19 protein-coding genes are annotated in these 24991 nt (G+C 66.7%); 15 read left to right on the top strand and 4 right to left on the bottom strand.

Annotated elements, in window-relative coordinates:
• The first annotated feature begins 216 nt into the window (after nt 1–216).
• The 7 genes from FDW84_RS07880 to FDW84_RS07850 all read left to right on the top strand — a co-directional run bounded on the left by FDW84_RS07880 (nt 217) and on the right by FDW84_RS07850 (nt 10988).
• Nucleotides 217–564, top strand: coding sequence for a holo-ACP synthase (locus FDW84_RS07880; RefSeq protein WP_018776647.1), 348 nt, complete (start codon nt 217–219; stop codon nt 562–564).
• Between the two features lie 24 nt (nt 565–588).
• On the top strand, nt 589–2184 hold the full coding sequence (locus tag FDW84_RS07875; protein WP_138608205.1) for an NAD(P)H-hydrate epimerase: 1596 nt from the start codon (nt 589–591) through the stop codon (nt 2182–2184).
• Between the two features lie 66 nt (nt 2185–2250).
• A complete protein-coding gene (gene glgX / locus FDW84_RS07870; RefSeq protein WP_138608203.1) occupies nt 2251–4506 on the top strand; it encodes a glycogen debranching protein GlgX in 2256 nt (751 codons plus the stop codon).
• Nucleotides 4503–6830: a malto-oligosyltrehalose synthase gene (gene treY / locus FDW84_RS07865; RefSeq protein ID WP_138608201.1), complete on the top strand. Its 2328-nt coding sequence runs from the start codon at nt 4503–4505 to the stop codon at nt 6828–6830. Before glgX ends, treY begins: the two co-directional genes overlap by 4 nt.
• Complete coding sequence (gene treZ / locus FDW84_RS07860) at nt 6827–8596, top strand: malto-oligosyltrehalose trehalohydrolase (protein WP_138608199.1); 1770 nt, start codon at nt 6827–6829, stop codon at nt 8594–8596. The genes treY and treZ overlap by 4 nt, the downstream gene beginning before the upstream one ends.
• 102 nt (nt 8597–8698) lie before the next feature.
• A complete protein-coding gene (gene mgrA / locus FDW84_RS07855) occupies nt 8699–9739 on the top strand; it encodes an L-glyceraldehyde 3-phosphate reductase (RefSeq protein ID WP_138608196.1) in 1041 nt (346 codons plus the stop codon).
• 163 nt (nt 9740–9902) lie between these two features.
• Nucleotides 9903–10988 (top strand): inositol-3-phosphate synthase, encoded by a 1086-nt coding sequence (locus tag FDW84_RS07850; protein ID WP_138608194.1) that lies wholly within the window; start codon nt 9903–9905, stop codon nt 10986–10988.
• Between the two features lie 250 nt (nt 10989–11238).
• Here the strand turns inward: FDW84_RS07850 and FDW84_RS07845 are convergent, their stop codons facing one another.
• The 3 genes from FDW84_RS07845 to FDW84_RS07835 all read right to left on the bottom strand — a co-directional run bounded on the left by FDW84_RS07845 (nt 11239) and on the right by FDW84_RS07835 (nt 15712).
• The gene (locus FDW84_RS07845) at nt 11239–12915 is read right to left on the bottom strand and encodes a formate--tetrahydrofolate ligase (RefSeq protein WP_138608192.1); all 1677 of its coding nucleotides are present in this window, start codon (nt 12913–12915) and stop codon (nt 11239–11241) included.
• 49 nt (nt 12916–12964) lie between these two features.
• On the bottom strand, nt 12965–14230 hold the full coding sequence (mshA, locus tag FDW84_RS07840) for a D-inositol-3-phosphate glycosyltransferase (RefSeq protein ID WP_138608190.1): 1266 nt from the start codon (nt 14228–14230) through the stop codon (nt 12965–12967).
• A 75-nt stretch (nt 14231–14305) separates the two neighbouring features.
• Nucleotides 14306–15712: a family 4 glycosyl hydrolase gene (locus tag FDW84_RS07835; protein WP_138608189.1), complete on the bottom strand. Its 1407-nt coding sequence runs from the start codon at nt 15710–15712 to the stop codon at nt 14306–14308.
• Nucleotides 15713–15780: 68 nt separating this feature from the next.
• On the opposite strand from FDW84_RS07835, the gene FDW84_RS07830 reads away from it, so the two are divergent.
• From FDW84_RS07830 to tsaD, 6 genes are all read left to right on the top strand, one after another.
• Nucleotides 15781–16872, top strand: a complete 1092-nt coding sequence (locus FDW84_RS07830; RefSeq protein WP_138608187.1) for a carbohydrate kinase family protein — start codon at nt 15781–15783, stop codon at nt 16870–16872.
• A 73-nt stretch (nt 16873–16945) separates the two neighbouring features.
• Nucleotides 16946–18166: an alanine racemase gene (gene alr, locus FDW84_RS07825; RefSeq protein ID WP_138608185.1), complete on the top strand. Its 1221-nt coding sequence runs from the start codon at nt 16946–16948 to the stop codon at nt 18164–18166.
• Complete coding sequence (gene tsaE, locus FDW84_RS07820) at nt 18163–18759, top strand: tRNA (adenosine(37)-N6)-threonylcarbamoyltransferase complex ATPase subunit type 1 TsaE (RefSeq protein WP_240721427.1); 597 nt, start codon at nt 18163–18165, stop codon at nt 18757–18759. Before alr ends, tsaE begins: the two co-directional genes overlap by 4 nt.
• Nucleotides 18759–19430, top strand: a complete 672-nt coding sequence (gene tsaB, locus FDW84_RS07815; RefSeq protein WP_138608183.1) for a tRNA (adenosine(37)-N6)-threonylcarbamoyltransferase complex dimerization subunit type 1 TsaB — start codon at nt 18759–18761, stop codon at nt 19428–19430. The genes tsaE and tsaB overlap by 1 nt, the downstream gene beginning before the upstream one ends.
• Nucleotides 19431–19474: 44 nt before the next feature.
• On the top strand, nt 19475–19954 hold the full coding sequence (rimI, locus tag FDW84_RS07810) for a ribosomal protein S18-alanine N-acetyltransferase (protein WP_138608261.1): 480 nt from the start codon (nt 19475–19477) through the stop codon (nt 19952–19954).
• Nucleotides 19951–21063, top strand: a complete 1113-nt coding sequence (gene tsaD, locus FDW84_RS07805; RefSeq protein ID WP_138608181.1) for a tRNA (adenosine(37)-N6)-threonylcarbamoyltransferase complex transferase subunit TsaD — start codon at nt 19951–19953, stop codon at nt 21061–21063. Before rimI ends, tsaD begins: the two co-directional genes overlap by 4 nt.
• 118 nt (nt 21064–21181) lie before the next feature.
• On the opposite strand, the gene FDW84_RS07800 is transcribed toward tsaD, so the two are convergent.
• Nucleotides 21182–22333: a glutamate--cysteine ligase gene (locus FDW84_RS07800; protein ID WP_138608179.1), complete on the bottom strand. Its 1152-nt coding sequence runs from the start codon at nt 22331–22333 to the stop codon at nt 21182–21184.
• A 378-nt stretch (nt 22334–22711) separates the two neighbouring features.
• Between FDW84_RS07800 and FDW84_RS07790 the strand changes: the two genes are divergently transcribed.
• Together FDW84_RS07790 and FDW84_RS07785 are read left to right on the top strand one after the other, a co-directional pair.
• Nucleotides 22712–24145: a glycoside hydrolase family 3 N-terminal domain-containing protein gene (locus FDW84_RS07790; protein WP_138608176.1), complete on the top strand. Its 1434-nt coding sequence runs from the start codon at nt 22712–22714 to the stop codon at nt 24143–24145.
• A gap of 25 nt (nt 24146–24170) precedes the next feature.
• Complete coding sequence (locus FDW84_RS07785) at nt 24171–24989, top strand: shikimate 5-dehydrogenase (protein WP_256371717.1); 819 nt, start codon at nt 24171–24173, stop codon at nt 24987–24989.
• Nucleotides 24990–24991 lie beyond the last annotated feature (2 nt).

The raw sequence follows: 24991 nt of genomic DNA, 5'->3' as shown, positions 1-24991 counted from the left end.
GGTCGAATAAGGGAATCATGTTTATCAGGTGAAACCCCGGGCTTGTTGGCCCGGGGTTTTCCTTTGCCCGGGAGCTGTTTGCGTAACTTTTGCCGCCCCGGCTGCTCAACGAGGCCTTGAAAACCCGGGCGCGCCCGGCTTTGAGGCGTCAAAGTGACGCATCTGTGCAGCACGGCAATGCGCTGGAGTGTCAGGGCGTCACCGTAGAGTAGTGCCATGATTGTTGGCATTGGCGTAGACGTAGTGGACATCGAGCGGTTCGGCCGCCAGCTTGAGCGCACACCAGGGCTCCGGGACCGGCTTTTCGTCCCTGCGGAGCGGGAACTGAACACCCGTTCCCTCGCCGCCCGCTTCGCTGCCAAGGAAGCTGTTGCCAAGGTCCTCGGTGCGCCGGCCGGCATGAACTGGCAGGACTGCTGGATCGGTCTCGACCAGAACGGCCCCACCATTCAGGTCAAAGGCACCGTGCTCGCAGTCGCCGAGGCCAAGGGCGTCAAGCGCTGGCACCTGTCCATGAGCCACGACGGCGGAATCGCCACCGCCACGGTCCTGGCCGAGGGCTGATCCGGCAGTCTGCCGCTTCGCACCATGATCAGCGCCTACACCGGGACACAGATCAGGCAAGCCGAGGAGCCGCTCCTTGCCACGGGCCTGGGCGACGTCCTCATGCAGCGTGCTGCCTACGGGCTGGCCAACGCCGTGATCAATGAGCTCAAGTCCCGCGGCCTCCGCCTCTACGGCGCCAAAGTCGCAGTGCTCGCGGGAAAGGGCAACAACGGGGGAGACGGGCTTTACGCCGCCGCTTTCCTCGCCGCCAGGGGAACGCGTACGACGGCGGTGCTCACCGGGGACGACGCCCATCCCAAGGCACTGGCTGCTTTTGAGGCTGCCGGCGGCAGGGTCCACCGACTGGCTGACGCAGCTCCCGGCGAGCTGGCCGCGGAAGCCGCGCGTGCCGACGTCGTCATTGATGCAATCCTGGGCACGGGCGCGAAAGGCGGCCTCCGGGGCCCTGCCGCCACCCTGGTCGCCACCTTGACCGAACTCCTGCCCGCTGCCGGAGGACAGACATCCGTGGTGGCCTGCGACCTGCCCAGTGGCGTGGATGCCGATACAGGGGACGTTTCCGGGCCCGTCCTGCCTGCCCACCTCACCGTCACCTTCGGCGGCGCCAAAACGGGCCTGCTGGCCGATCCCGGCGCCGACTACGCGGGCAGTGTGCAGGTCGTGCCCATCGGCATCGAGCAACACCTGCCGGAACCGTCCCTGCGCCGGCTCGAGGTCCAGGACCTTGCTCTGCTGCTGCCCCGACCTGCCAGGCGGTCGCACAAGTATTCGCGCGGGGTGCTGGGAGTGGTGGCAGGGTCTGCCGCCTATCCCGGCGCCGCCGTCCTGGCCTGCCGCGGTGCCCTTGCCGCCGGTGTGGGAATGGTGCGCTACCTCGGCCCGCCCGAGGTGGCGGACGTGGTCCGGCAGTCATGCCCCGAAGTGGTGTGCAGTACCGGCTCGGTCGCGGACAATCGGGTCCAGGCGTGGCTGGTGGGCTCCGGAATGGGACCGGAAGAGCACGAACAACTTCAGCGGACGCGCGATGCAGTCACATCCGGCCTGCCCGTGGTGGCCGATGCCGGGGCACTGCCCGCCCTTCCCGACGTTCTGGCTCCGCACATCGTCCTGACCCCGCACGCCGGGGAACTCGCCGCGCTCCTTCAGCGGCTGGGCGGGACGGAGGACAGGGGAGCGGTGGAGGGCGCAACCCTGGCCGCGGTCCGCCGCGCGGCAGAGTTAACAGGCGCCACGGTGCTGCTCAAGGGTGCTTCCACCCTCGTTGCAGCACCCTCCGGGGCCGTGTTCAGCCAGGCGGACGGGACACCGTGGCTGGCAACCGCCGGCAGTGGCGACGTCCTCGCCGGGGTCATCGGGGCACTGCTCGCCCAGGCGGGTTCCGACGTCGGACCCTTCGAAAAGGCCAGCGCAGACGGGAACCAGCGATGGGCAGCGGTGGCCGCGCTGGGAGCGGCTCTGCACGGCAAAGCCGGGAGGGCGGCGTCGGAAGCCGAATCGGGGGGACCGATCGCTGCCGGCGCGATCGCTGCCTTAATACCCGAAACGTGGGGTAAAGTAAGCACGCTTAGTAACTCTGGGGCCCGCATACGTAATAGTCACGGTCAGCCGTTACGGTAGGCATTAGTTCGCACCGGCATCAGGAGCGCTGCTGCTCTTCTGCTGCCAATTACAAAGAGGAGCATTATGGAAGTCTGGCCTGGATCGGCTTATCCCCTTGGCGCCACCTACAACGGAACCGGCACCAACTTTGCCCTGTTCAGCGAACGAGCAGAAAAAGTCGAGCTGTGCCTGTTCGACGATGATGGCGAAGAAACGCGCATCCCCCTGGACGAAGTGGACGGCTACGTCTGGCACTGCTACATTCCGCAGGTCCAGCCCGGGCAGAAGTACGGCTACCGCGTCCACGGGCCCTACGATCCTGCCACCGGGAACCGCTTCAATCCCAACAAACTACTGCTGGACCCCTACGCCAAGGCTGTCCACGGCCAGGTGGACTGGGATCCCGCACTGTTCACCTACAACCTGGGCGAGCCCGACTCGATCAACAACGAGGACTCCGCCAAGCACATGATGCTGGGCGTGGTCATCAATCCGTACTTTGACTGGGAAGGCGACCAGAACCTGCGGATTCCGTACCACCAGTCAGTGATCTACGAGGCCCACGTGAAGGGCCTGACCGAGCTGCACCCGGAGATCCCGGAGGAACAGCGCGGGACTTATGCCGGCGTGGCGCACCCGGCAGTCATCGCTCACCTGCAGAAGCTCGGCGTCACCGCCATCGAGCTGATGCCGGTGCACCAGTTCGTCAACGACGGCACGCTGCAGGACAAGGGGCTGAACAACTACTGGGGCTACAACACCATTGGTTTCTTCGCACCCCAGAACACCTACAGCTCCAGCGGTGACACAGGACAGCAGGTCCAGGACTTCAAGGCCATGGTCCGCTCCCTGCACCAGGCCGGGATCGAAGTCATCCTGGACGTGGTCTACAACCACACCGCCGAAGGTAACCACCTGGGCCCCACGCTGTCCTTCAAGGGCATCGACAACGCCGCCTACTACCGGCTCATGGACGGCGATGAGAAGCACTACATGGACTACACGGGCACCGGCAACTCCCTGAACGTCCGCCACCCGCACTCCCTGCAGCTGATTATGGACTCGCTGCGCTACTGGGTCACCGAGATGCACGTGGACGGCTTCCGTTTCGACCTCGCCTCCACCCTGGCCCGCGAGTTTTACGACGTGGACAAGCTGTCCACCTTCTTCGAACTGATCCAGCAGGACCCGGTGGTCTCCCAGGTCAAGCTCATCGCCGAACCATGGGATGTGGGACCCGGCGGCTACCAGGTGGGCAACTTCCCGCCGCAATGGACGGAATGGAACGGCAAGTACCGCGACACTGTCCGCGACTTCTGGCGCGGCGAACCCGCCACCCTCGGTGAATTCGCCTCCCGCATCACCGGTTCGGCGGACCTGTACGAGCACTCAGGCCGCCGCCCCGTGGCGTCGATCAACTTCGTCACCGCCCACGACGGCTTCACCCTGGCCGACCTGGTCTCGTACAACGAGAAGCACAACGACGCCAACGGCGAAGACAACAACGACGGCGAATCGCACAACCGGTCCTGGAACTGCGGCGCCGAGGGGCCCACAGACGATCCCGAGGTCCTGTCATTGCGGGCCCGGCAGCAGCGGAACTTCATCGCCTCGCTGCTCCTGTCCCAGGGCGTGCCGATGCTCCTGCACGGTGACGAGCTGGGCCGCACCCAGCGGGGCAACAACAACGGGTACTGCCAGGACTCGGAACTGACCTGGATCAACTGGGACAGCATCGACCAGCCGCTGATCGAGTTCACGGCGGCAGTCAACGCGCTCCGCGCCAAGCACCCCACCTTCCGCCGCAGCCGGTTCTTTGACGGCCGCCCGGTCCTGAGGGGCGAAGGCGAACGCCTGCCGGACATCGTATGGCTGGACCCGTCCGGTGAAACCATGAAGCCCGAAGCCTGGGACAGCGGCTTCGGCCGCTCCGTGGGTGTCTTCCTGAACGGGAACGGCATCCAGGGCAAGGACAGCCGCGGCCGCAGGATCACCGACGTCAACTTCCTGCTGTTCTTCAACGCACACGATGACACGGTCAAGTTCACGCTGCCGTCTGACGAGTACGCTCCGGCATGGGACGTCATCATCGACACCGCCGGACAGAACGCTGATACCAAACCGGTGGCAGCAGGCGAGCCGCTTCCGGTGGAGGCCAAGTCCCTGGTGGTCCTGCGGGCCCACACCGTGGAGGAAGTTGAACCTGATCACTCGGTTGCCGCATCCCTTGCAGCCCTGACCCAGGCGACCACAAGCGAGGCGGAATCCATCAGCACCCCGGTGGTGGCCGAGCCCGGGAAGACCACGCAAATCGGTGAGCGGAAGGCGACCGGCAAGTGAGGGCGCCGGCATCAACCTACCGCCTGCAGATCCGCCGCAGCTTCACCCTTTTTGACGCTGCCGAAAAGGTCACGTACCTGAAATCCCTCGGCGTGGACTGGGTGTACCTGTCACCGATCCTGACCGCGGAACAGGGCTCGGACCACGGCTATGACGTGACCGACCCCGCCTCCATGGATCCGGAACGGGGCGGCCCCGAAGGCCTGCTGGCCCTGTCGAAGGCAGCCCGCGAGCACGGGATGGGCGTCCTGGTGGACATCGTTCCCAACCACGTGGGTGTGGCCACCCCCGCGCAGAACCCGTGGTGGTGGTCCCTGCTCAAAGAGGGAAAGGGCTCGCCCTATGCCGAGGCGTTCGACGTCGACTGGGACCTGGGCGGCGGAAAGATAAGGCTGCCCATGCTTGGCTCCGGGGACGACCTGGACAAGCTTGAGATCAAGGACGGCGAGCTCCGCTACTACGATCACCGCTTCCCGCTTGCTGAAGGGACCTACTCCGAAGGGGACTCCCCGCAGGAGGTGCACAGCCGCCAGCACTACGAGCTGATCGACTGGCGCCGCGCTGACGCTGAGCTGAACTACCGGCGCTTCTTTGCGGTCACCACGCTCGCAGGGATCCGTGTGGAGGTTCCCCAAGTATTTGAGGAAGCCCATGCAGAGGTGGGCCGCTGGTTCAAGGAAGGCCTCGTGGACGGGCTCCGTGTGGACCACCCGGATGGCCTTGCCGATCCCGCCGGCTACCTCCGGTGGCTGAAGGACCTGAGCGGCGGCGCGTACGTCCTGGTGGAAAAGATCCTTGAGCCCGGCGAAGTCCTGCCCAGCGAGTTCGCCTGCGAAGGAACCACCGGCTATGACGCACTGGCCGACGTCGACAGGGTCTTTATCGACCCCGCAGGCGAGGCGCCCCTTGACGCGCTGGACGCCAAGCTCCGTGACTCTGACGCCCCCGCCGACTATGCCGAGATGATCCGTGGCACCAAGCGGATGATCGCTGACGGCATCCTGCGGTCCGAGGTGCTGAGACTGGCCCGGCTGGTTCCAGAATCCTACGGGCTTTCGGTGGAGCAGGCAGCCGATGCCATCGCGGAGATCATCGCCGCCTTCCCGGTATACCGGACCTACCTGCCCACCGGCGCCGAGATCCTGAAGGAAGCCTGCGAGTCCGCCGCCGCGCACCGGCCGGACCTGGAAGTTGCCGTCGGCACGCTGCTGCCGCTGCTCCTGGACCCGGCCAACCCCATCGCCGTCCGCTTCCAGCAGACCTCCGGCATGGTGATGGCCAAGGGCGTGGAGGACACCGCGTTCTACCGCTACACCCGGTTGGGCACGCTGACCGAGGTGGGGGCCGAACCCACCGAGTTCGCCGTGGGCCCTGAGGAGTTCCACCACCGGATGCTCCGGCGGCAGCAGGAACTGCCGCTCTCCATGACCACCATGTCCACGCACGACACCAAGCGCAGCGAAGATGCCCGGGCACGGATTTCAGTCATTGCCGAACTTCCGCAGGAGTGGACGGAAACGCTGAACACCCTCCGGGAACTGGCACCGATTCCGGACGGACCCTACGAGAACCTGCTGTGGCAGGCGATCATCGGCGCCTGGCCGGCCAGCAGGGAACGGCTCCAGGGGTACGCGGAAAAGGCTGCCCGGGAAGCCGGCAACTCCACCAAGTGGACGGACCCGGACGAGGCCTTCGAGTCGAAGGTCAAGGCAGCCGTGGATGCAGTGTTCGACGATTCACGGGTTGCCAAGGTGGTGGAGGACTTCGTGGCTCGAATCGACGCCTGCTCCGCGTCCAACTCGGTTTCCGCCAAGCTCGTCCAGCTCACCATGCCCGGAGTGCCGGACGTGTACCAGGGCAGCGAGTTTTGGGAACGGTCCCTCACGGACCCGGACAACCGGCGGCCCGTGGACTTCGCGCGGCTTCAGGAGGAGCTGGCAAAGCTCGACGCCGGCACCTTGCCTGCGTCGGGAACGGACACCAGCAAGCTCCTGATCACCTCCCGCGCGCTGCGGCTCCGCCGTGACCGGCCGGAACTGTTCCAGGGATACACGCCGGTGACTGCATCCGGTGCGGCCGCCGGGCACCTCCTCGCCTTCCACCGAGGGGACGAAAGTGCTCCTGGTGCCCTGACGCTTGCCACCAGGCTCCCCGCGGGCCTGGCAGCCGGCGGCGGCTGGCGGGACACCGCCGTCGACCTTCCCGTTGACATGCGGGACGAGCTCACCGGCGCCGCTTACGGGGCGGGCACCGTTTCGGTGGCCGACGTCCTGGGTACCTACCCGGTGGCTTTGCTCGTACCCGCGGATGGAGAACAAGCATGACCCTTGTGAACAATGGCCCCGAGCGTTTCGACGTCTGGGCCCCCGAAGCCAGTTCGGTGATCCTGCTGGCCGATGGCAGGCAGTATCCGATGCTGCAGAAGGAAACCGCCCCCGGCTCGGAGGGCTGGTGGACTGCACCGGATGCCCCGGCTGACGGGGAAGTGGACTACGGCTACCTGCTCGACGGCGACGGCCACCCCGTTCCCGATCCCCGCTCACGGCGGCTGCCCGCCGGCGTCCATGAGCTCTCCAGAACCTTCGACCCCGCCGTTTACGCCTGGCAGGACGGCGGCTGGAAGGGCAGGGAGCTGCAGGGCTCGGTCATCTACGAACTCCACGTAGGCACCTTCACTCCGGAGGGGACTCTGGATGCCGCGGCCGGAAAGCTGGATTACCTGGCGGAGCTCGGCGTCGACTTTGTTGAGCTGCTGCCGGTCAACGGCTTCAACGGGACCCACAACTGGGGCTACGACGGCGTGCAGTGGTACGCGGTGCATGAAGGCTACGGCGGACCTGCCGCCTACCAGCGGTTCGTGGACGCCGCCCATGCCGCCGGCCTCGGCGTCATCCAGGACGTGGTGTACAACCACCTTGGCCCCAGCGGCAACTACCTGCCCAAGTTCGGCCCGTACCTCAAGCAGGGCGACGCCAACACCTGGGGCGATTCGGTCAACCTGGACGGCCCGGGCTCGGACGTGGTGCGCGAATACATCCTGGACAACCTCGCACTCTGGCTCCGGGACTATCATGTGGACGGGCTGCGCCTTGATGCCGTGCACGCGCTGCGCGACGAGCGGGCAATCCACATCCTGGAAGAGTTCGGTGCACTGGGTGACGCCGTCTCGGCCGAAACCGGCCTGCCCAAGACCCTGATCGCCGAGTCGGACCTGAACAACCCGCGCCTGCTGTACCCGCGGGACGCCAACGGTTACGGCCTGGCCGGGCAGTGGAGCGACGACTTCCACCACGCCGTGCACGTCAGCGTCAGCGGCGAGACCACCGGCTACTACGAGGATTTCCAGTCTCTCCGGGTTCTGGCCAAGGTCCTGAAGGACGGTTTCCTGCACGACGGCAGCTACTCCAGCTTCCGTGGCCGGCACCACGGCAGGCCCATCAACGCTTCGCTGGTGCACCCAGCGGCGCTGGTGGTGTGCAACCAGAACCACGACCAGATCGGCAACCGGGCCACGGGGGACAGGCTCTCGCAGTCGCTGTCCTACGGGCAGCTGGCCATGGCGGCGGTGCTCACCCTTACCTCGCCGTTCACCCCCATGCTGTTCATGGGTGAGGAGTTCGCGGCCAGCACGCCCTGGCAGTTCTTCACGTCCCATCCGGAACCGGAACTGGGCAAGGCCACCGCGGAAGGGCGCATCAAGGAGTTCGAACGGATGGGGTGGGATCCCGCCGTCGTGCCAGATCCGCAGGACCCGGAAACCTTCACCCGCTCCAAGCTCAACTGGGACGAGGCCGCCGGCGGCGACCACGCGAGGCTCCTTGAGCTGTACCGCTCCCTCACGGCGCTGCGCCGGGAGCACCGTGAGCTTGCCGGGCTGGGCTTCGGGGAAACGGACGTGACGTTCGACGACGACGCCGGCTGGCTGCGTTTCCGGCGCGGCAGTGTTGAGGTGTTCCTGAACCTGTCGGATGCGAAGGTCCGGTTGGAGGGTGCCCGGGGTTCCGTCCTGCTGTCGACGGATGAAGGTACTTCCCTTGACGGCGAAGCGCTTGCCTTGGCGCCTTGGAGCGCGGCGATCCTCAAGTCCTGAACCTGGCATTGAAGTTGCGCCGCGGAGTGGACTTGTCAGCCCGCGGCGTAACTTCTCCCACGATGTGCTGTTGCGCCGGTCACAACCGGCAGGATGGAACGTATGACTTATTCCGCAGCGGATAACCGCTACGAAACCATGCCCTACCGCCGCGTCGGCCGCAGCGGTCTCAAACTCCCGGCCATCTCCCTCGGCCTCTGGCACAACTTCGGCGATGACAAACGCTTTGACGAACAGCGGGCCATCCTCCGCCGCGCCTTCGATCTCGGCGTTAACCACTTCGACCTCGCCAACAACTACGGACCTCCGGACGGGTCAGCTGAAAGCAACTTCGGCCGGCACCTGAAGGAGGACTTCAAGCCGTACCGGGACGAACTGGTGATCTCCACCAAGGCGGGCTACTACATGTGGCCCGGCCCATACGGGGAATGGGGCTCCCGGAAGCACCTGATTTCCAGCCTGGACCAGTCGCTGCAGCGGATGGGCCTGGACTACGTGGACATCTTCTACAGCCACCGGCCTGACCCGGAAACCCCGCTTGAAGAAACGATGGGCGCGTTGGACTACGCGGTGCGATCGGGCAAGGCCCTGTACGCCGGCATCTCCTCCTACACTCCTGAGCAGACCCTGGAGGCGGCCCGGATCCTGAAGGAACTCGGAACGCCCCTGCTGATCCACCAGCCCAGCTACTCCATGCTCAACCGCTGGACTGAGAACGGTTCACCGAACCTTTACGAGGCGCTTGACCAGGTGGGCGCCGGTTCCATTGCCTTCTCTCCGCTTGCCCAGGGAATGCTCACCGACCGCTACCTCAACGGGATACCGGCCGACTCACGCGCAGCCAAGGCCAGGTTCCTGTCCGAGGACGCAATTACCGACGAGAAGCTGGACCGGATCCGCGGCCTGCACGCGATCGCGTCGGGCCGAGGGCAGTCACTGGCGCAGATGGCCATTGCCTGGGTTCTCCGGGACCAGCACAAGGGATCAGCTGTTACCTCGGCGTTGATCGGTGCGTCCAGCGTCAGCCAGTTGGAGGACTCACTGTCCGCCATCAACAACATCGAATTCAGGGAGGACGAGTTGGACGCTATCGACGAGTTCGCCGTGGAATCGGACATCAACCTCTGGAAGCAGCCCGTCTAGCCTCTTTACCGCTATTCCAAGGAGTGGGACGAGGGAACAGGCCCCGCCCCCACTCTGTTGGGTACTATGAAAAGGCGCCGCGCGGCGCCAAAGCCTGCCGGCCGTCGTCGTACCACCCTCGAAGCCGAACCGGCCGGCTGACGTTTGTCCTCAAAGGAGTTCCGTGTCTTCACATCCGATTCGTGTTGCAATCGTCGGCGTAGGAAACTGCGCCGCTTCGCTGGTCCAGGGGGTCCACTACTACAGGGATGCAGACCCCAAGGCCACGATCCCGGGCCTGATGCACGTTGAGTTCGGCCAATACCACGTGGGTGACGTTGAGTTCGTCGCCGCGTTTGACGTTGACGGCAAAAAGGTCGGCGTTGACCTGGCCGACGCGATTTTGGCCAGCGAAAACAACACCATCAAGATCGCCGACGTTCCGCCCACCGGCGTCACCGTCCAGCGCGGCCACACCCTTGACGGGCTCGGCAAGTACTACCTCGAGACTATCGAGCAGTCCAATGAAGAGCCGGTGGACGTGGTGCAGGCGCTCAAGGACGCCAAGGTTGACGTCCTGGTCTGCTACCTGCCGGTTGGTTCCCAGGAAGCTGCCGAATTCTACGCGCAGTGCGCCATCGATGCCGGCGTGGCCTTCGTCAACGCCCTGCCCGTGTTTATCGCCGGCACCAAGGAATGGGCAGACAAGTTCACGGCTGCCGGTGTGCCGATCGTTGGTGACGACATCAAGAGCCAGATCGGTGCCACCATTACGCACCGTGTCATGGCCAAGCTGTTCGAAGACCGCGGCGTCACGCTGGACCGCACCTACCAGCTGAACGTCGGCGGCAACATGGACTTCAAGAACATGCTGGAGCGCGACCGCCTGGAGTCCAAGAAGATCTCCAAAACCCAGGCCGTCACTTCCAACGTGGAAGCAGAACTGGCCGCCAAGGACGTCCACATTGGCCCGTCCGACTACGTTCAGTGGCTCGACGACCGCAAGTGGGCCTTCGTCCGCCTCGAAGGCCGCAACTTCGGCGACGCCCCCGTGTCCCTCGAGTACAAGCTGGAGGTCTGGGACTCCCCGAACTCCGCCGGCGTGATCATCGACGCCATCCGCGCCGCCAAGATCGGCCTGGACCGTGGCATCGGCGGCCCGCTGCTCTCAGCTTCGAGCTACTTCATGAAGTCCCCGCCGGAGCAGTTCAACGACGACCTCGCCCGCGAAAAGGTGGAAGCCTTCATCCGCGGCGACATCGAGCGCTAAGCGCTAAGTCCGGTCACCCGTTGCGACCCTCTCTCACTTAACGTGGGTTTTTGGACCGATCCTCTCTCACTTAACGTGGGTTCTCACGCGGCGCTCTTTCACTTCGGTGGGGGAGCGCCGCGGCTTTAACGCTCATGGCGGCCGCACAACGTCTGCGACTCGCCGGGCGTGAAAGAGCGTCTGCGGAAAGTACACGTTAGGTGAGAAAGCGTCTGTAAAAAGCCCACGTTAAGTGAGAGAGCGTCGGCGGTTAGGTGAGGCCGACGGGGTTACCGGATTCGTCAACGTCCATCCGCATTGCCGCCGGGGCTGCGGGCAGACCTGGCATTGTCATCACCGCTCCGGTAAGCGCCACTATGAAGCCGGCCCCAGTCTTGGGCAGCAGGTCCCGCACATGGATGGTGAAGCCCTTCGGGGCTCCAAGCCTGGAGGCGTCATCGCTGAAGGAGTACTGGGTTTTGGCCATGCACACCGGCAGCTGGGACCACCCGTTCCGCTCAATGTCAGCCAGCCGCTTCAGCGCCGGGACGGAGAAATCAACACCGTCCGCGCCGTAGATCTCCTGGGCAATGACCCGGATCTTGTCCTCCACCGGAAGCTCCAGCGGGTACAGATGCCGGAAGCTGCTGGGCCCGGAAACCGCCTGCGCCACCAGGGCTGCCAGCTCATCCCCGCCGTCGCCGCCCCCGCCGCGTCCCCACACATCGGCCACCGCAGCCGGGACCCCTTCCGCCGCGCACCACGCCAACAGCCAATCGAGTTCCTCAGGAGTATCGGAGGCAAACCGGTTAATGGCCACCACGGGCGGAACGCCGAACTTTTCCACATTCCGCACGTGACGGCGAAGGTTGGCGATCCCCGCTTCCAGTGCTGCCACATCCGGGATCGCCAGCTGCTCCTTGGCCACGCCGCCCTGCATCTTCAGCGCCCGTACCGTTGCCACTACCACCACTGCCGAGGGCGCCACCCCGCCGGTCCGTGCCTTGATGTCCATAAACTTCTCGGCACCAAGGTCAGCGCCGAAGCCTGCCTCCGTCACAACGATGTCCACCAACCGCCGGGCAGTCTGCGTGGCGATCAGCGAGTTGCAGCCGTGCGCAATGTTGGCGAACGGGCCGCCATGCACCAGGGCCGGGGTTCCGGCGATGGTCTGTACAAGATTGGGTTTGATGGCCTCTTTCAGGAGCAGAGTCAGGGCACCCTGGACGCCCAGATCAGCAACGGTGACGGGGGTACGGTCAAAGGTATAGCCGAACGTGATCCGGCCCAGGCGCTCGCGGAGATCGACCAGGTTCGTGGCCAGGCAGAACACCGCCATGATCTCGGACGCCACCGTAATGTCGAAACCGTCCTGGCGCGGAACTCCCTGGGTGGGTCCGCCCAGGCCGATCACCACCTCCCGGAGCGCCCGGTCATTCATGTCCAGGACGCGCTTGAACGTCATGCGCCGCGGGTCGATGTTGAGCTCATTGCCCTGGTAGATGTGGTTGTCCACCAGCGCCATCAGTGCGTTGTTCGCCGCGGTGATGGCATGGAAGTCGCCAGTGAAGTGCAGGTTGATTTCATCCATCGGGAGCACCTGGGAGTACCCACCTCCGGTTGCCCCGCCCTTCATGCCCAGGACAGGTCCAAGCGAGGGCTCGCGCAAGGCGATCATCACCTTGTGCCCTGCCCGGGCCAGCGAGTCAGCCAGCCCAACGGTGGTGGTGGACTTCCCTTCACCGGCAGGAGTGGGGGACATGGCTGATACCAGCACCACCTTCCCTGCGGGAGCAGGAGCCTGCAGCCGGGCCGGATCGATCTTGGCCTTGTACCGCCCGTACTGCTCCACCGCTTCCGCGTTGATGCCCGCCGCTGCCGCGATGTCCCCAATGGGACGGATTCGTGCCGCCCTGGCAATTTCAAGGTCACTGGGGGTGGAAGACATCGTTGTCCTTTCCTTGGCGGTTCCGGTGGATAGTCCGGCGAACGGGTCCTTACGAGGCAGGAACGGCCGGGACCAGCCGGCTTCCCGCGTAGTTGTCGACGGCGGCGTGGTAACTTTCCAGCGTGATGGCCGCAGTGCGGGCCCAGCCGGAGTTTTGTGCCCTGATGGCGGCCGCCCGCCCCATGTCCTCGCGGGTCACGGGATCGTCGTACAGGGCCTCGAGGGCATCGGCCCAATCGGAGGCATGGTGCCCGTCCACCAGCAGCCCGGTCCTGCCATGAAAGATTGCGCGGGACAGCCCGCCCACACGCGTGGCCACCACCGGCGTGCCGCAGGCCTGGGCTTCAAGCGCCACCAGGCCGAAGGATTCGCTGAAGGAAGGCATGACCACCACGTCCGCCGCACGGAACCAGGCAGCCAGCTCAGGTGCCTTGACCGGCGGAAGCTGCGTGACGACGTCGTCCATTCCCGCCTCCGTCACCAGGCGTCGGAGGTTGAATTCCTTGTTGCCGCTCAGCGAGCCCAGGATGGTGAGCCGGAGGTCGATGTCCGGGCGGCGCTGCCGGAGCAGCGCGGCCGCCTTGACCAGTACCTGGGGCCCCTTCAGCCGCTGAATCCGGCCGGCGAAGACAAGGTGGAACGTCCCGGCGCCGATGCCCCGTTCGCTGCGGGACCTGGCGCGGAAAGCCGGGGTGAAGGTGCTGAGGTCCACGCCGGGCGGGGCGATGTCGATCCGGTCATAGCTGGCGCCATAGTGCGACACCAGTTCGGCGGCCTCCGCGCTCGTGTTGGCGATGAGCCGCGCGGCACCGTCAACGATGCGGTGCTCGCCAAGTTCACGGCGCCGCGGCTCTGGCTGTTCACCTGACTGGAGCAGCAGGTTCTTCACCTTCGCCATGGTGTGCATGGTGTGGACCAGCGGCACGCCCCACAGCCCGGACAGCTCCAGGCCGGCGATGCCGGAAACCCAGTAGTGCGAGTGGATCACGTCGTAGCGCCCGTGCGGCTGCCGGCGCCGGATCTGCTCAATCTCCGCAACCATGCTGTGCAGCAGGCCCGGAAGTTCTTCCTTGGGGATCTTCTTCGGCGGCCCGGCCAGGACATTGTGGACGCAGACGCCGGGATCGGGATGCTCGACGGCGGGCTGGTTGGCAGACGTGGACCGGGTAAAGATCTCCACCTCAACACCGGCTTCGGCCAGCGCGGACGCGAGTTCCCGAATGTACACGTTCATCCCCCCGGCGTCACCGGAGCCCGGTTGCTCCATGGGAGAGGTGTGGAGGGAGAGCAAAGCGACCCTGCGGATCAAAGCCACGGGACCTCCTTCCGGCCACCGGCACGTACTGGCAGCGCCGGTTCAGTGCGCGTCCGATAAAACACTACTCCTCCCTTAACGCCTGCCCCTGCTCCACAGGTCCCGCAGCGCAGGGAACTCCTGTTCGTAGCCCGCCAGCAGCACGGCGGCCAGCCCTTCGGATCCCACCAGCGGGTGCCGGGCCAAGGCTGCCAGGGCCGCGTCCCGGTTTCCCTCTGTTGCCGCCCGCACCGTCAAGCGCTCCACTTCCTTTACCCGGCGGAGCAGCTCCAGCTGGGGTTCCGGGGGAACCTCCTGGGGCAGTGGATGTGCGCCGTGGGCAGTCACCGTGCAAGGAAGTTCGACGACGGCGTCCGCAGGCAGTCCGGGAATGGCGGCCTGTGGAGGGGCTGCTTCAGCCACCGGGGGCGGACTTGAACCCGGCAGGCAGTTGCGGGTGTTCAGGATCAGCTGGGTGTCGCCGGCTCCGGACAGTGCTTGCATGGCGGCGAGGGCCACCCGTTCGTAGCCGCCGCCGGCCAGATCGTCCTCATCCCGCTGCCCGCCCCCGGCGCGCGCTTCGGCAAGGTAGCCCTCCTCGCGGGACCGGCGCGCCTCCTCCCACAGCCGGAAAGCATCGGCGCCGGCAACGGCCAGCCTCGGATAAAGCTCCTGCTGCTGGACGTGGATGGTCTCGCCGCGGGTCCGGGCCATGGCCTGCATTGCCTCCCGGGCCTTGTCTTGCTCGTAGTAGTAGTACAGGTACTCGTTGGGCAGCGCGCCCAGGCGGGCCAGGGCTGGCTGGGGGAACATCCTGCCCTCCTCGAACGAGTCCAGCGCCTTCGGGTTTGCGAGCAGGTCCGGCAGCACGTCCCGCCCGGCGGACTCCAGCCGGTACAGCCAGCCCAGATGGTTGAGGCCGTAGTAGCCCACGCCGTCGAGCCTCCCCTCCCGCAACCCAATACCCGCTGCCCGCGCTGCGCGCTGCACCAGGCCGCCCGCCGAGTCGCAGATCCCGGTCACCTTCCTGCCCAGCACCGGGAGCAGCGCCTCGGTGACCATGCCGGCGGGATTGGTGAAATTGACCAGCCACGCATCCGGGCAGTGCTCCTTCATCAGCCGTGCGAGGCGCAGCATGTGCGGAATGGTCCGCAGTGCGTAGGAGATGCCGCCGGCTCCGGTGGTTTCCTGTCCCAGCAGGCCCAGGCCCTGCGCCACTTTTTCATCCGCCACCCGCCCTGCCGTGCCGCCGGGGCGCATGGCTGCAAATACCATGTCCGTGCCGGCCAGCGCACGGGTCAGGTCAGTGGTGGCGTGGACGGGAACGCGGGCGCCCGTCCCTTCAGGCATGCTGCTCAGGACGGCGGTGACGGCGTCGAGGCGGGCAGGGTCGACGTCGTACAGTACCAGCTCGGTGACCAGGCCGGCGAAGCGGCCGGAGGCCAGCGCCCGGTAGATCAGCGGGACCCGGAACCCGCCGCCGCCGGCAATCAGAAGCCGCATAAGAGCAGTGTAGGCCGGGCACGCTCGAGCCCCTACCGGATGTCGGCGGCAGGGCGTATTGTGCGGACATGGACGCGATCCCAGCCCGCCCGTTCGACCCCCTGGCTGCGGTCCGCCCGCCGTCAATGCCCGGGTTTGACCTGCTGCTGGCCGGTACCGTTTTCCAGGACATCATCTTTACCGGCCTGCCCCACGCACCGGAACCGGGCACCGAAATCTGGAGCGACGGCATGGGAAGCTGCCCCGGCGGGGTTGCCAACCAAGCCATCGCTGCGGCACGGCTGGGGCTGCGGACGGGACTGGCCGCCGCCTTCGGTGACGACGGCTACGGGGACTTCAACTGGAAGATCCTGTCCCGCCAGGAGCACGTGGACCTCACCCTGTCCCGGCGGATTCCGGGCTGGCATTCACCGGTGACTGTTTCCCTCTGCGTCGAGAAGGACCGGTCGCTGGTGACCCACGGCCATGCCGCCCCGATCACCTCCTCAGAGCTCATCGGCGATCCTCCGCCAGCGCTCGCCGGAATCGCGGAAGTGGGCACGGAAATCGAGCCCTGGGCCAAAGCCGCCCACCAGGCCGGCGTCAAACTGTTCGGCGACGTCGGCTGGGACCCGAGCGGTGAATGGGCGCGTGTGCGGCTGGACAACCTGCAGTACTTCCACGCGTTCCTGCCCAACCAACGCGAGGCCATGGCGTTCACCGGAAAGGATGATCCGTGGACCGCCCTGTACGCGCTCGCCGACCGGGTCCCGGTGGCGGTTGTAACCTTGGGTGCGCAGGGGGCCATGGCGGTGAACTCCGAAACGGGGGAGGAGGAGTGGGTCCCGTCGCTTCCAGTCACGGCGTTCGATCCCACCGGGGCCGGGGACTGTTTCGACGCCGCGTTCATCGTCGGCAGCCTGGCCGGCTGGCCGCTGGGGGACAGGCTGCGTTTCGCTAACCTTTGCGCCTCACTGGCCGTCCAGGAGGTGGGCGGATCGCTGGCTGCCCCGGGCTGGGGGGACATTGCCGACTGGTGGCGGCGGGCCAATGCCCGGCCGGAGCGGCAGATGAGCCAGTGGCTGCGGCGCTTCGGCTTCCTGGCGGACATCATCCAGGACGTCCCGCTCGGAGCCCAGCGCAGGGCTTCCGCCACCATTGCGCACCTGTCCGACGCCTGACCGGGCTCACCGCCGTGCTGCGCCGTTCCGCCCTGATTATTCGGCCGGAAGCCCCAGCACTAGAATCACTAGGGTGACTTACCCCGCAACAACCGGCGAAATACGTGCTGTCCCGGGACACGGCCCCCGTTCTGAACGCTCGGCGGTGATCGACCTGGACGCGATCCGGCACAACGTCCGCCGCCTTGCCGCCGCCGCCTCCCCGGCGAAAGTCATGGCGGTAGTAAAGGCCGATGCATACGGGCACGGGGCTGTTCCGGTGGCCCGGGCAGCACTGGAGGCAGGGGCCTCCTGGTTGGGGGTTGCCCATATCTCCGAGGCCCTGGCGCTGCGCGCTGCCGGCATCGACGCCCCGCTGCTCGCCTGGCTGCACACCACGGAAAGCAACTTCGGCGCTGCCGTGGCCGCCGGCGTCGACATCGGTTGCTCCGGCTGGGAGCTGGACCGCATTGTTGCCGCAGCCCGCGAACAGGAGCGTCCCGCCAGGATCCACTTGAAGGTGGACACCGGGCTGGGACGGAACGGCGCTGCCCTGGACAGGTGGGACAGCCTGGTGGGCGAGGCGATGGAGTACCAGGACCAGGGCCTGCTGCGGGTGGTGGGAATCTTCTCCCACCTTGCTGTTGCGGACGAACCCGAACGGCCGGAAACGGACCAGCAACTGGCCACCTTCCGTGAAGTCTTGGCCGTCGCGGAGGACGCCGGCGTGGACCCGGAGGTCCGGCACCTGGCCAACACTCCCGCCACGCTGTCCCGGCCCGACACCCACTTCGACCTGGTCCGCGTAGGCCTGGGAATCTATGGGTTGTCGCCTTTTCAGGGCCAGAGTTCCGCCGAGCTGGGACTCCGCCCGGCCATGACGCTGAAGACGGTGGTGTCGCAGTGCAAGGAAGTACCGGAGGGGCAGGGCGTTTCCTACGGCCTCCGGTACCACACCAGCGGACGCAGCACGCTGGGCCTGATCCCGGTGGGCTACGCAGACGGGATCCCGCGTGTCGCCACCGGTGGCCCGGTCCGCATTGCCGGCAGGACCTACCCGGTAGTGGGGCGGATTGCCATGGACCAGATGGTCGTTGACCTGGGCGACCTTGGTCCGGGCGGCGCCGGCCTGCTGGGTGCCGAGGCGGAGCTTTTCGGTGACGGCGCCGACGGCGGCCCCACTGCCGATGACTGGGCCCACGCCGCCGGCACCATCAACTACGAGATCGTCACCCGCATCAGCCCGCGGGTGCCGCGCTCCTTCATCAACGAAGAGGACCGGGGCGTCGCGGCCGGCCGGGAGGGTGGGGCATGAGCACCAACGGCGGCATTGCACTGCCTAACTGGGAGAAGACGTTCACGGCGACGACGGCGGAGCAGACCCACGCGCTCGCCGTCCGCCTGGCGGCGGCGCTGGAGGCCGGGGACCTGCTGGTGCTCAGCGGCGAGCTGGGTGCCGGCAAAACCACGTTCACCCAGGGGCTCGGAGAGGGGCTGGGAGTCCGGGAGGGCATCATTTCCCCCACGTTCGTCCTGGTCCGCATCCACCCCAACCTGCCCGGGGGACCCCGGCCCGGCGGCCCCGACCTGGTGCACGTGGACGCTTACCGGCTGGAATCCGCCGCCGAAATCGACGACATTGACCTTGAAAACACCATGGACTCCTCCGTCACGGTCGTGGAGTGGGGCCAGGACCGGGTGGAACACCTCAGCGAGAGCAGGTTGGAAATCGACCTGCACCGTGCCCTTGGGCTGGGTGCCTTTGGACCCGGCGGCCACAAGCTTTCTGCGGAGCTTGACTTCGATACCGAGGACGCGGACGAGCCCCGCACGATCGTCATGCGCGGCTATGGTCCGCGCTGGCCCGAGGCACCGGAACTTGGTGCCGCCGTGGAAGGGGTCCGCTGATGCTGATCCTTGCCGTTGACACCTCCGCCGTTGCCAGCGCAGCCCTGGTGTCCGATGACGTGCCCGAAGGAGTGTTGGCCAGCTTCTCCACCGAGGACACCCGCAGCCATGCAGAGGTGCTTGCCCCGGGAATCCAGGAGATGCTCGCCTCCGCCGAAATCACCGGGGAGGATATCGACGCGTTGGTGGTGGGCGTGGGGCCGGGACCTTTCACCGGACTGCGCTCGGGCATCGCTACCGCCCGGACGCTTGCGTTTGTCTGGGGCAAACCCCTGCATGGGATGGTGAGCCTGGACGCCGTCGCCCTGGAAGTGGCCGAATCCACCGCCGCCGTGCCGGAGTTCCTGGTGGTCACCGATGCGCGGCGCAAAGAGGTTTACTGGGCGCGGTACACCCTTGAAGACGGCCGGCTTCCGCACCTGGAGGACGGTCCGCACGTCAGCTTCGCTGCGGACCTGCCGGACCTGCCCGCTTTTGGTGCCGGTGCCGGCCTCTATGCCGATTCCCTGGACTGCCATCCGGAATTTGCGCAGGAACAACCGGACGCCCTGTACCTGGGGCAGTTCGCACTGGCCCGGCTTGCTGCCGGCAACGGGCTTCTCGACTCAACGCCCCTGTACCTTCGGGAATCCGACGCGCAGGTGCCCGGGCCGCGGAAGAGGGCTTTGTGAACGGCGTTCCTGGCCGTCAGGCACCCGGGATCACCGTCCGGGAAATGACAATTGATGATGTGCCTGCCGTGAGCGCACTGGAGCAGCGGCTCTTTCCGGTGGACGCCTGGCCCCTGCACATGTTCTTCGACGAGCTGTCCCAGCCGGAAACCCGGCGCTACCTCGTGGCCCAGGGCAGCGACGGCATCGTGGGCTACGCGGGCCTGATGTGCATCGAGCCCATCGCGGACGTCCAGACGATCGCCGTCGTGCCTGAATATGAGGGCCGCGGCATCGGCAGCTGGCTGCTGACCAGCCTTATTGAGGAAGCCCGGCGCCGGCGGGCGGCGGACGTCCTGCTGGAGGTCCGTGCCGACAACCCGCGGGCGCAGCAGCTGTACCGGCGCTTCGGCTTCGAGCAGATCCACATCCGCCCCCGCTATTACCGCGACGGCGTGGACGCCCTGATCATGCGCCTGCAGCTAAACGGCTCGCCGGGTGGGCAATCGGACGCCGGGACAACGAAGGAAGCAGGCCAGCCATGAACCGTTCGCAGCCACTGGTGCTGGGCATCGAGTCGTCCTGCGATGAGACCGGCGTTGGCATCGTCCGGGGAACCACGCTGCTGACCAACACCGTCTCTTCCTCCATGGACGAGCACGTCCGTTTCGGCGGCGTGATCCCTGAGATCGCCTCGCGGGCCCACCTCGATGCCTTCGTGCCCACCCTGGAGCAGGCACTCACTGACGCGAGTGTGACCCTGGACGAGGTGGACGCCATTGCCGTCACCTCCGGTCCCGGCCTGGCGGGGGCCCTGATGGTGGGGGTGTGCGCGGCAAAGGCGCTGGCCGTGGCCACCGGCAAGCCCCTGTATGCCATCAACCACCTGGTGGCCCACGTGGGCGTGGGGTTGCTGGACGGGCAGGACAACGGTGGCGGCAGCCGGCAAAACGGCGCAGCTCCCCGGCTGCCCGAAAACCTCGGCGCCCTGCTGGTATCCGGCGGCCACACTGAAATCCTGAAAATCAACAGCATCACCGATGACGTGGTGCTCCTGGGTTCCACCATCGATGACGCCGCCGGGGAGGCCTACGACAAGGTGGCCCGCATCCTGGGCCTCGGCTATCCGGGCGGGCCTGCCATCGACAAGGTGGCCCGGACCGGCAACCCGAAGTCCATCCGTTTCCCCCGTGGGCTCAGCCAGCCCAAGTACATGGGCACCGCCGAAGAGCCCGGCAGGCACCGGTACGACTGGTCCTTCAGCGGCCTCAAGACGGCGGTGGCCCGGTGCGTGGAGCAGTTCGAAGCCCGCAGCGAGGACATTCCGGTGGCTGACATCGCTGCCGCCTTCCAGGAGGCGGTTGTGGACGTCATCTCGTCCAAGGCTGTGCTGGCGTGCCGGGAGCACGGCATCAAGGACGTGCTGCTGGGCGGGGGCGTGGCGGCGAACTCACGGCTCCGGGAGCTCACCAGCCAGCGCTGCGCATCGGCAGGGATCAGGCTGCATGTGCCGCCGCTGAACCTGTGCACGGACAACGGCGCCATGGTGGCAGCTTTGGGGGCGCAGCTGGTGATGGCAGGAGTGGAACCCAGCGGGATCCGTTTCGCCCCGGATTCATCCCTGCCGGTCACGTCGGTGTCGCTCCCGGCCTGACGGCAGTTGTCCCGGCGAGCCGTCTCGGGGCATTTTGGGGGCGCCGCCGTCGTAAATTACGGCGGCGGGCGGCATGTCAGTGCCGAAGTGCCCCCGTTTCGGGGCGGGAAGAGAAGAATCAGGCGGTGGGGCCGTTCCGCATCTGCTTGACCAGGTCCAGCACCACTGCCTGGAGGTCCCCGCCGTGCTCGGCGGCCACCCTGCGCTGGCGCTGGTAGCCTGCACCGCGGCGGATGATTTTCTCGACGTCGGCAAGCTCATCCGGGCAGCCAAGCTTCTTCGCCACCGGCTCCAGCCGGTTCAGGGTCTCCAGCAGGTGCTCGGTGACCAGCTGCTCCTTGCCGGAGGCGTCGAGGATGATGATCGCGTCCATGCCGTAGCGGGCGGCGCGCCACTTGTTCTCCTGCACATGCCACGGCGGCATGGTGGGGATGCTTCCGCCGTTGTCCAGGATGGTGGAGAACTCGTCCACCAGGCACTGGGTGAGGGCCGCAATCGCCCCCACTTCCTCCAGGGTGGCCAGGCCGTCGCAGATGCGCATCTCGATGGTGCCGAGGTTGGGAACCGGCCGGATGTCCCAGCGGATTTCCGAGAGGGTGTCGATCACTCCCGTGGTGAACATGTCCTGGACGTAGGACTCGTATTCCTCCCAGGAACGGAACTGGAAGGGCAGGCCTGCGGTGGGGAGCTGCTGGAACATCAGGGCGCGCTGGGAAGCGTAGCCGGTGTCCTCGCCGCCCCAGAACGGGCTTGACGCGGAGAGCGCCTGGAAGTGCGGGAAGTAGTTGACCAGCCCGTCCAGGACGGGAAGCGCCTTGTCCCGGCGGTCGAGCCCCACATGGACGTGCACGCCGTAGATGACCATCTGTCGGCCCCACCACTGGGTGCGGTCGATCAGCTTGGCGTAGCGTGCCTTGTCCGTGACCGGCTGCAGCTGCGGCGGGCTGAAGGGGTGGCTGCCGGCGCAGAACAGTTCCACGCCCATGGGGTCGGTGACTTCGCGGACGGCGGCCAGGGAACGGCTGAGGTCCTCCTTGGCTTCGGCGGCTGTCCCGCAGATGCCGGTCACCAGTTCAACTGTGTTCAGCAGCAGTTCCTGCTTGATGTGCGGATGCTCGTCGTTTTCGTTTAGCTCCGGGTGGCGGGAGGCCACGCCGCGGAGCACTTCGTTGGCTACGGAGGCGAGCTCGCCTGTCCTGCCGTCCACCAGTGCGAGTTCCCATTCAACACCAAGGGTTGACTGCCTGGATGAAGCGAAGTCGATCTTCACGCATTTCCTAACTGTCCTGTTTGCCGCTGGCTCACGCCGTCACTGACAAGGCTGCTGCCGGCAGGCGAACGGGTGGTTCAAGTCTAGTGCAGGGGTAGCATCGTATTGATGGCCTTGTTCCAACATCTGCGTGACAGTCTTCACAGACCCTTCCACCTCCTTGCGGCAGCCTCCGCAGTAGCCCTTGCCTCCTGCACCGCTGCGCCCGGACCGGCCCCGTCGCCGTCGTCCCCTTCCGCTTCGGCGTCGCCTGCGCCAACACCGCTTACGACGCCGTCGCGCGCCACCGCGTCCCCCCTGCCTGATCCGGGTACCCGGCCCCTGGGCTGGGGTCCGCAGCAGCAGGACCAGGATGCGGCCGCTGCGGCAGTGGCGGCCATGACCTCCGAAGAGAAGGCCGGGCAGGTCTTGCTTCCGTTCTTCAAGGGCATGGCGGTGGAGGCCCAGGCAGCCACCATTGAGCGGCTGCACCTGGCCGGGTCCATCATCATGGGCGACAACGTGCCACTGGATGCACACGGCAGGATGGACGTTGAGGGCATGGCCGCCCTTAACCAGCGGCTGGCACAGGCAGCAGCCGCCAACGGAAGGCCCTGGCCCGGGATCATCGCGGTGGACCAGGAAGGCGGCCAGGTGGCCAGGCTCGGGCCGCCGCTGACGGAGTGGCCCACGCCCATGAGCTACGGTGCCGCCGGAAGCGGACCCCTGGCCAGGGAAGCCGGGCAGGGCCTGGCGGCCGAACTTGTACCGCTCGGGTTCAATGTAGATTTCGCACCGGATACCGACGTCACCAGCGGGCCGAAGGACGTCACCATCGGTGCCAGGTCCCTCTCCTCCGATCCCGGTGCTGCCGCTGCTCTCGGCGTCTCCTTCTCGGAGGGAATGCTCACCGCGGGCGTGCTGCCCACTGTCAAGCACTTCCCGGGGCACGGCTCGATGACAGTCGATTCACACCTCAGCCTCCCCACCCAAACAGCTACCGTGGCCGAACTCAGCGCGCGGGACTGGAAACCATTCCAGGCTGCAGCAACTGCCGGGTTGCCCATGGTGATGACCGGGCACATTGCCGTACCCGCACTGGAACCCGGCGTCCCGGCGTCGCTCTCCGCCCCGACATATGACGCGCTGCGGGCTCTGGGTTTCAAGGGCGTGGCCGTGACCGACGCCCTGAACATGGGTGCAGTGACCAAACAGTATCCCGGCGGAACCGCGGCCGTGATGGCCCTTGCCGCCGGGGCCGACCTCCTCCTGATGCCGGCCGACGTTGACCAGGCGCACGCAGCGATAGTGCATGCGGTGGCTACCGGCGGACTGCCCCCTGAGCGGCTGGACGAGGCAGCCCGGCGCGTCGCCACCATGATGGTCTGGCACGCCCGGACAGCCTCGAAAACCGGTGCGCCGGCAGGCAGCAGCGCACCCCTCTCAGCGCGCGTTTCAGCGTCGGCCGTCACCGTGCTATCCGGTCCGTGCGGCGGTCCCATGGTTCCCGGAGCCGTGCAGGTGGCCGGGGGCAATCCGGCCGACAGGGCACGGTTCGAGGCTGCGGCGGCCAGGGCCGGCCTGTCCCTGGGTTCGGGACCGGTGGTCAGCCTGATCGGCTACGGCGGGCGCGGCGCTGGCGGGGACATCGCCGTCGCGCTTGATGCTCCCTGGCCGCTGCAGGAATCAACCGCGCCGGTCAAGATGGCACTTTATGGCCGGAGCGACGGAGCCTTCGACGCACTGGCAGCCGTCCTGGCCGGAAAGGCGGCGGCACCGGGGAAACTGCCCGCCGCCGTCGGAAGCTTCCCCGCGGGAACCGGCTGCCCCTGAGCCCGGGAACGCGTTTAATGGTCTGGTGCCCATTCTCAATAAAGACATGACCCTCTGCATCTCGCTCTCGGCCCGGCCCAGCAACAACGGGACCAGGTTCCACAACCACCTCTACGAGCAGCTGAACCTCAACTGGATCTACAAGGCCTTCGCCCCCACCAACCTGGAACGGGCCATCGCAGGCGTGCGCGGGCTGGGAATACGCGGCTGCGCCATCTCGATGCCGTACAAGGAGGACGTGATCGCGCTGGTGGACGAGATGGACCCCTCGGCCAAGGCGATCGACTCGGTGAACACCATCGTGAACACGGACGGGCACTTGAAGGCGTACAACACCGACTACACGGCCATTGAGCAGCTCCTGGCCGCAAACCAGGTGCCCACCAGCTATTCAGTCCTGGTCCAGGGGGCAGGCGGGATGGCCAAGGCCACAGTAGCCGCGCTTCGCGATGCCGGCTTCTCCGATGTGACCGTCATTGCCAGGAACGAAGCCGGCGGGCGGGCGCTCGCGGACCAGTACGGGTTCCAGTGGCGGAAAGCGCTCGACGGCGGGACCGCGGACCTGGTCATCAACGTCACACCGATCGGCATGGCAGGGGGAGCTGAGGCCGAAAGCCTCTCGTTCCCCGAGGAAGCCATCAAGGCGGCACGGGTGGTGTTCGACGTGGTCGCCCTGCCGGCGGAGACTCCGCTTATCCGGGCGGCGCGGGCCGCGGGGAAACCGGTGATTACCGGAGCGGAGGTGGCCACTATCCAGGCTCTGGAGCAGTTCGTGCTCTACACCGGCGTGCGGCCCGACGCGGAGCAGGTGCGCGCCGCTGAGGAGTTCATGCGCGCACAGTAGCG

This window comes from Pseudarthrobacter sp. NamE5, assembly GCF_005796225.1.
Lineage (GTDB): Bacteria > Actinomycetota > Actinomycetes > Actinomycetales > Micrococcaceae > Arthrobacter.
This window is presented reverse-complemented; position numbering and strand designations above follow the sequence as displayed.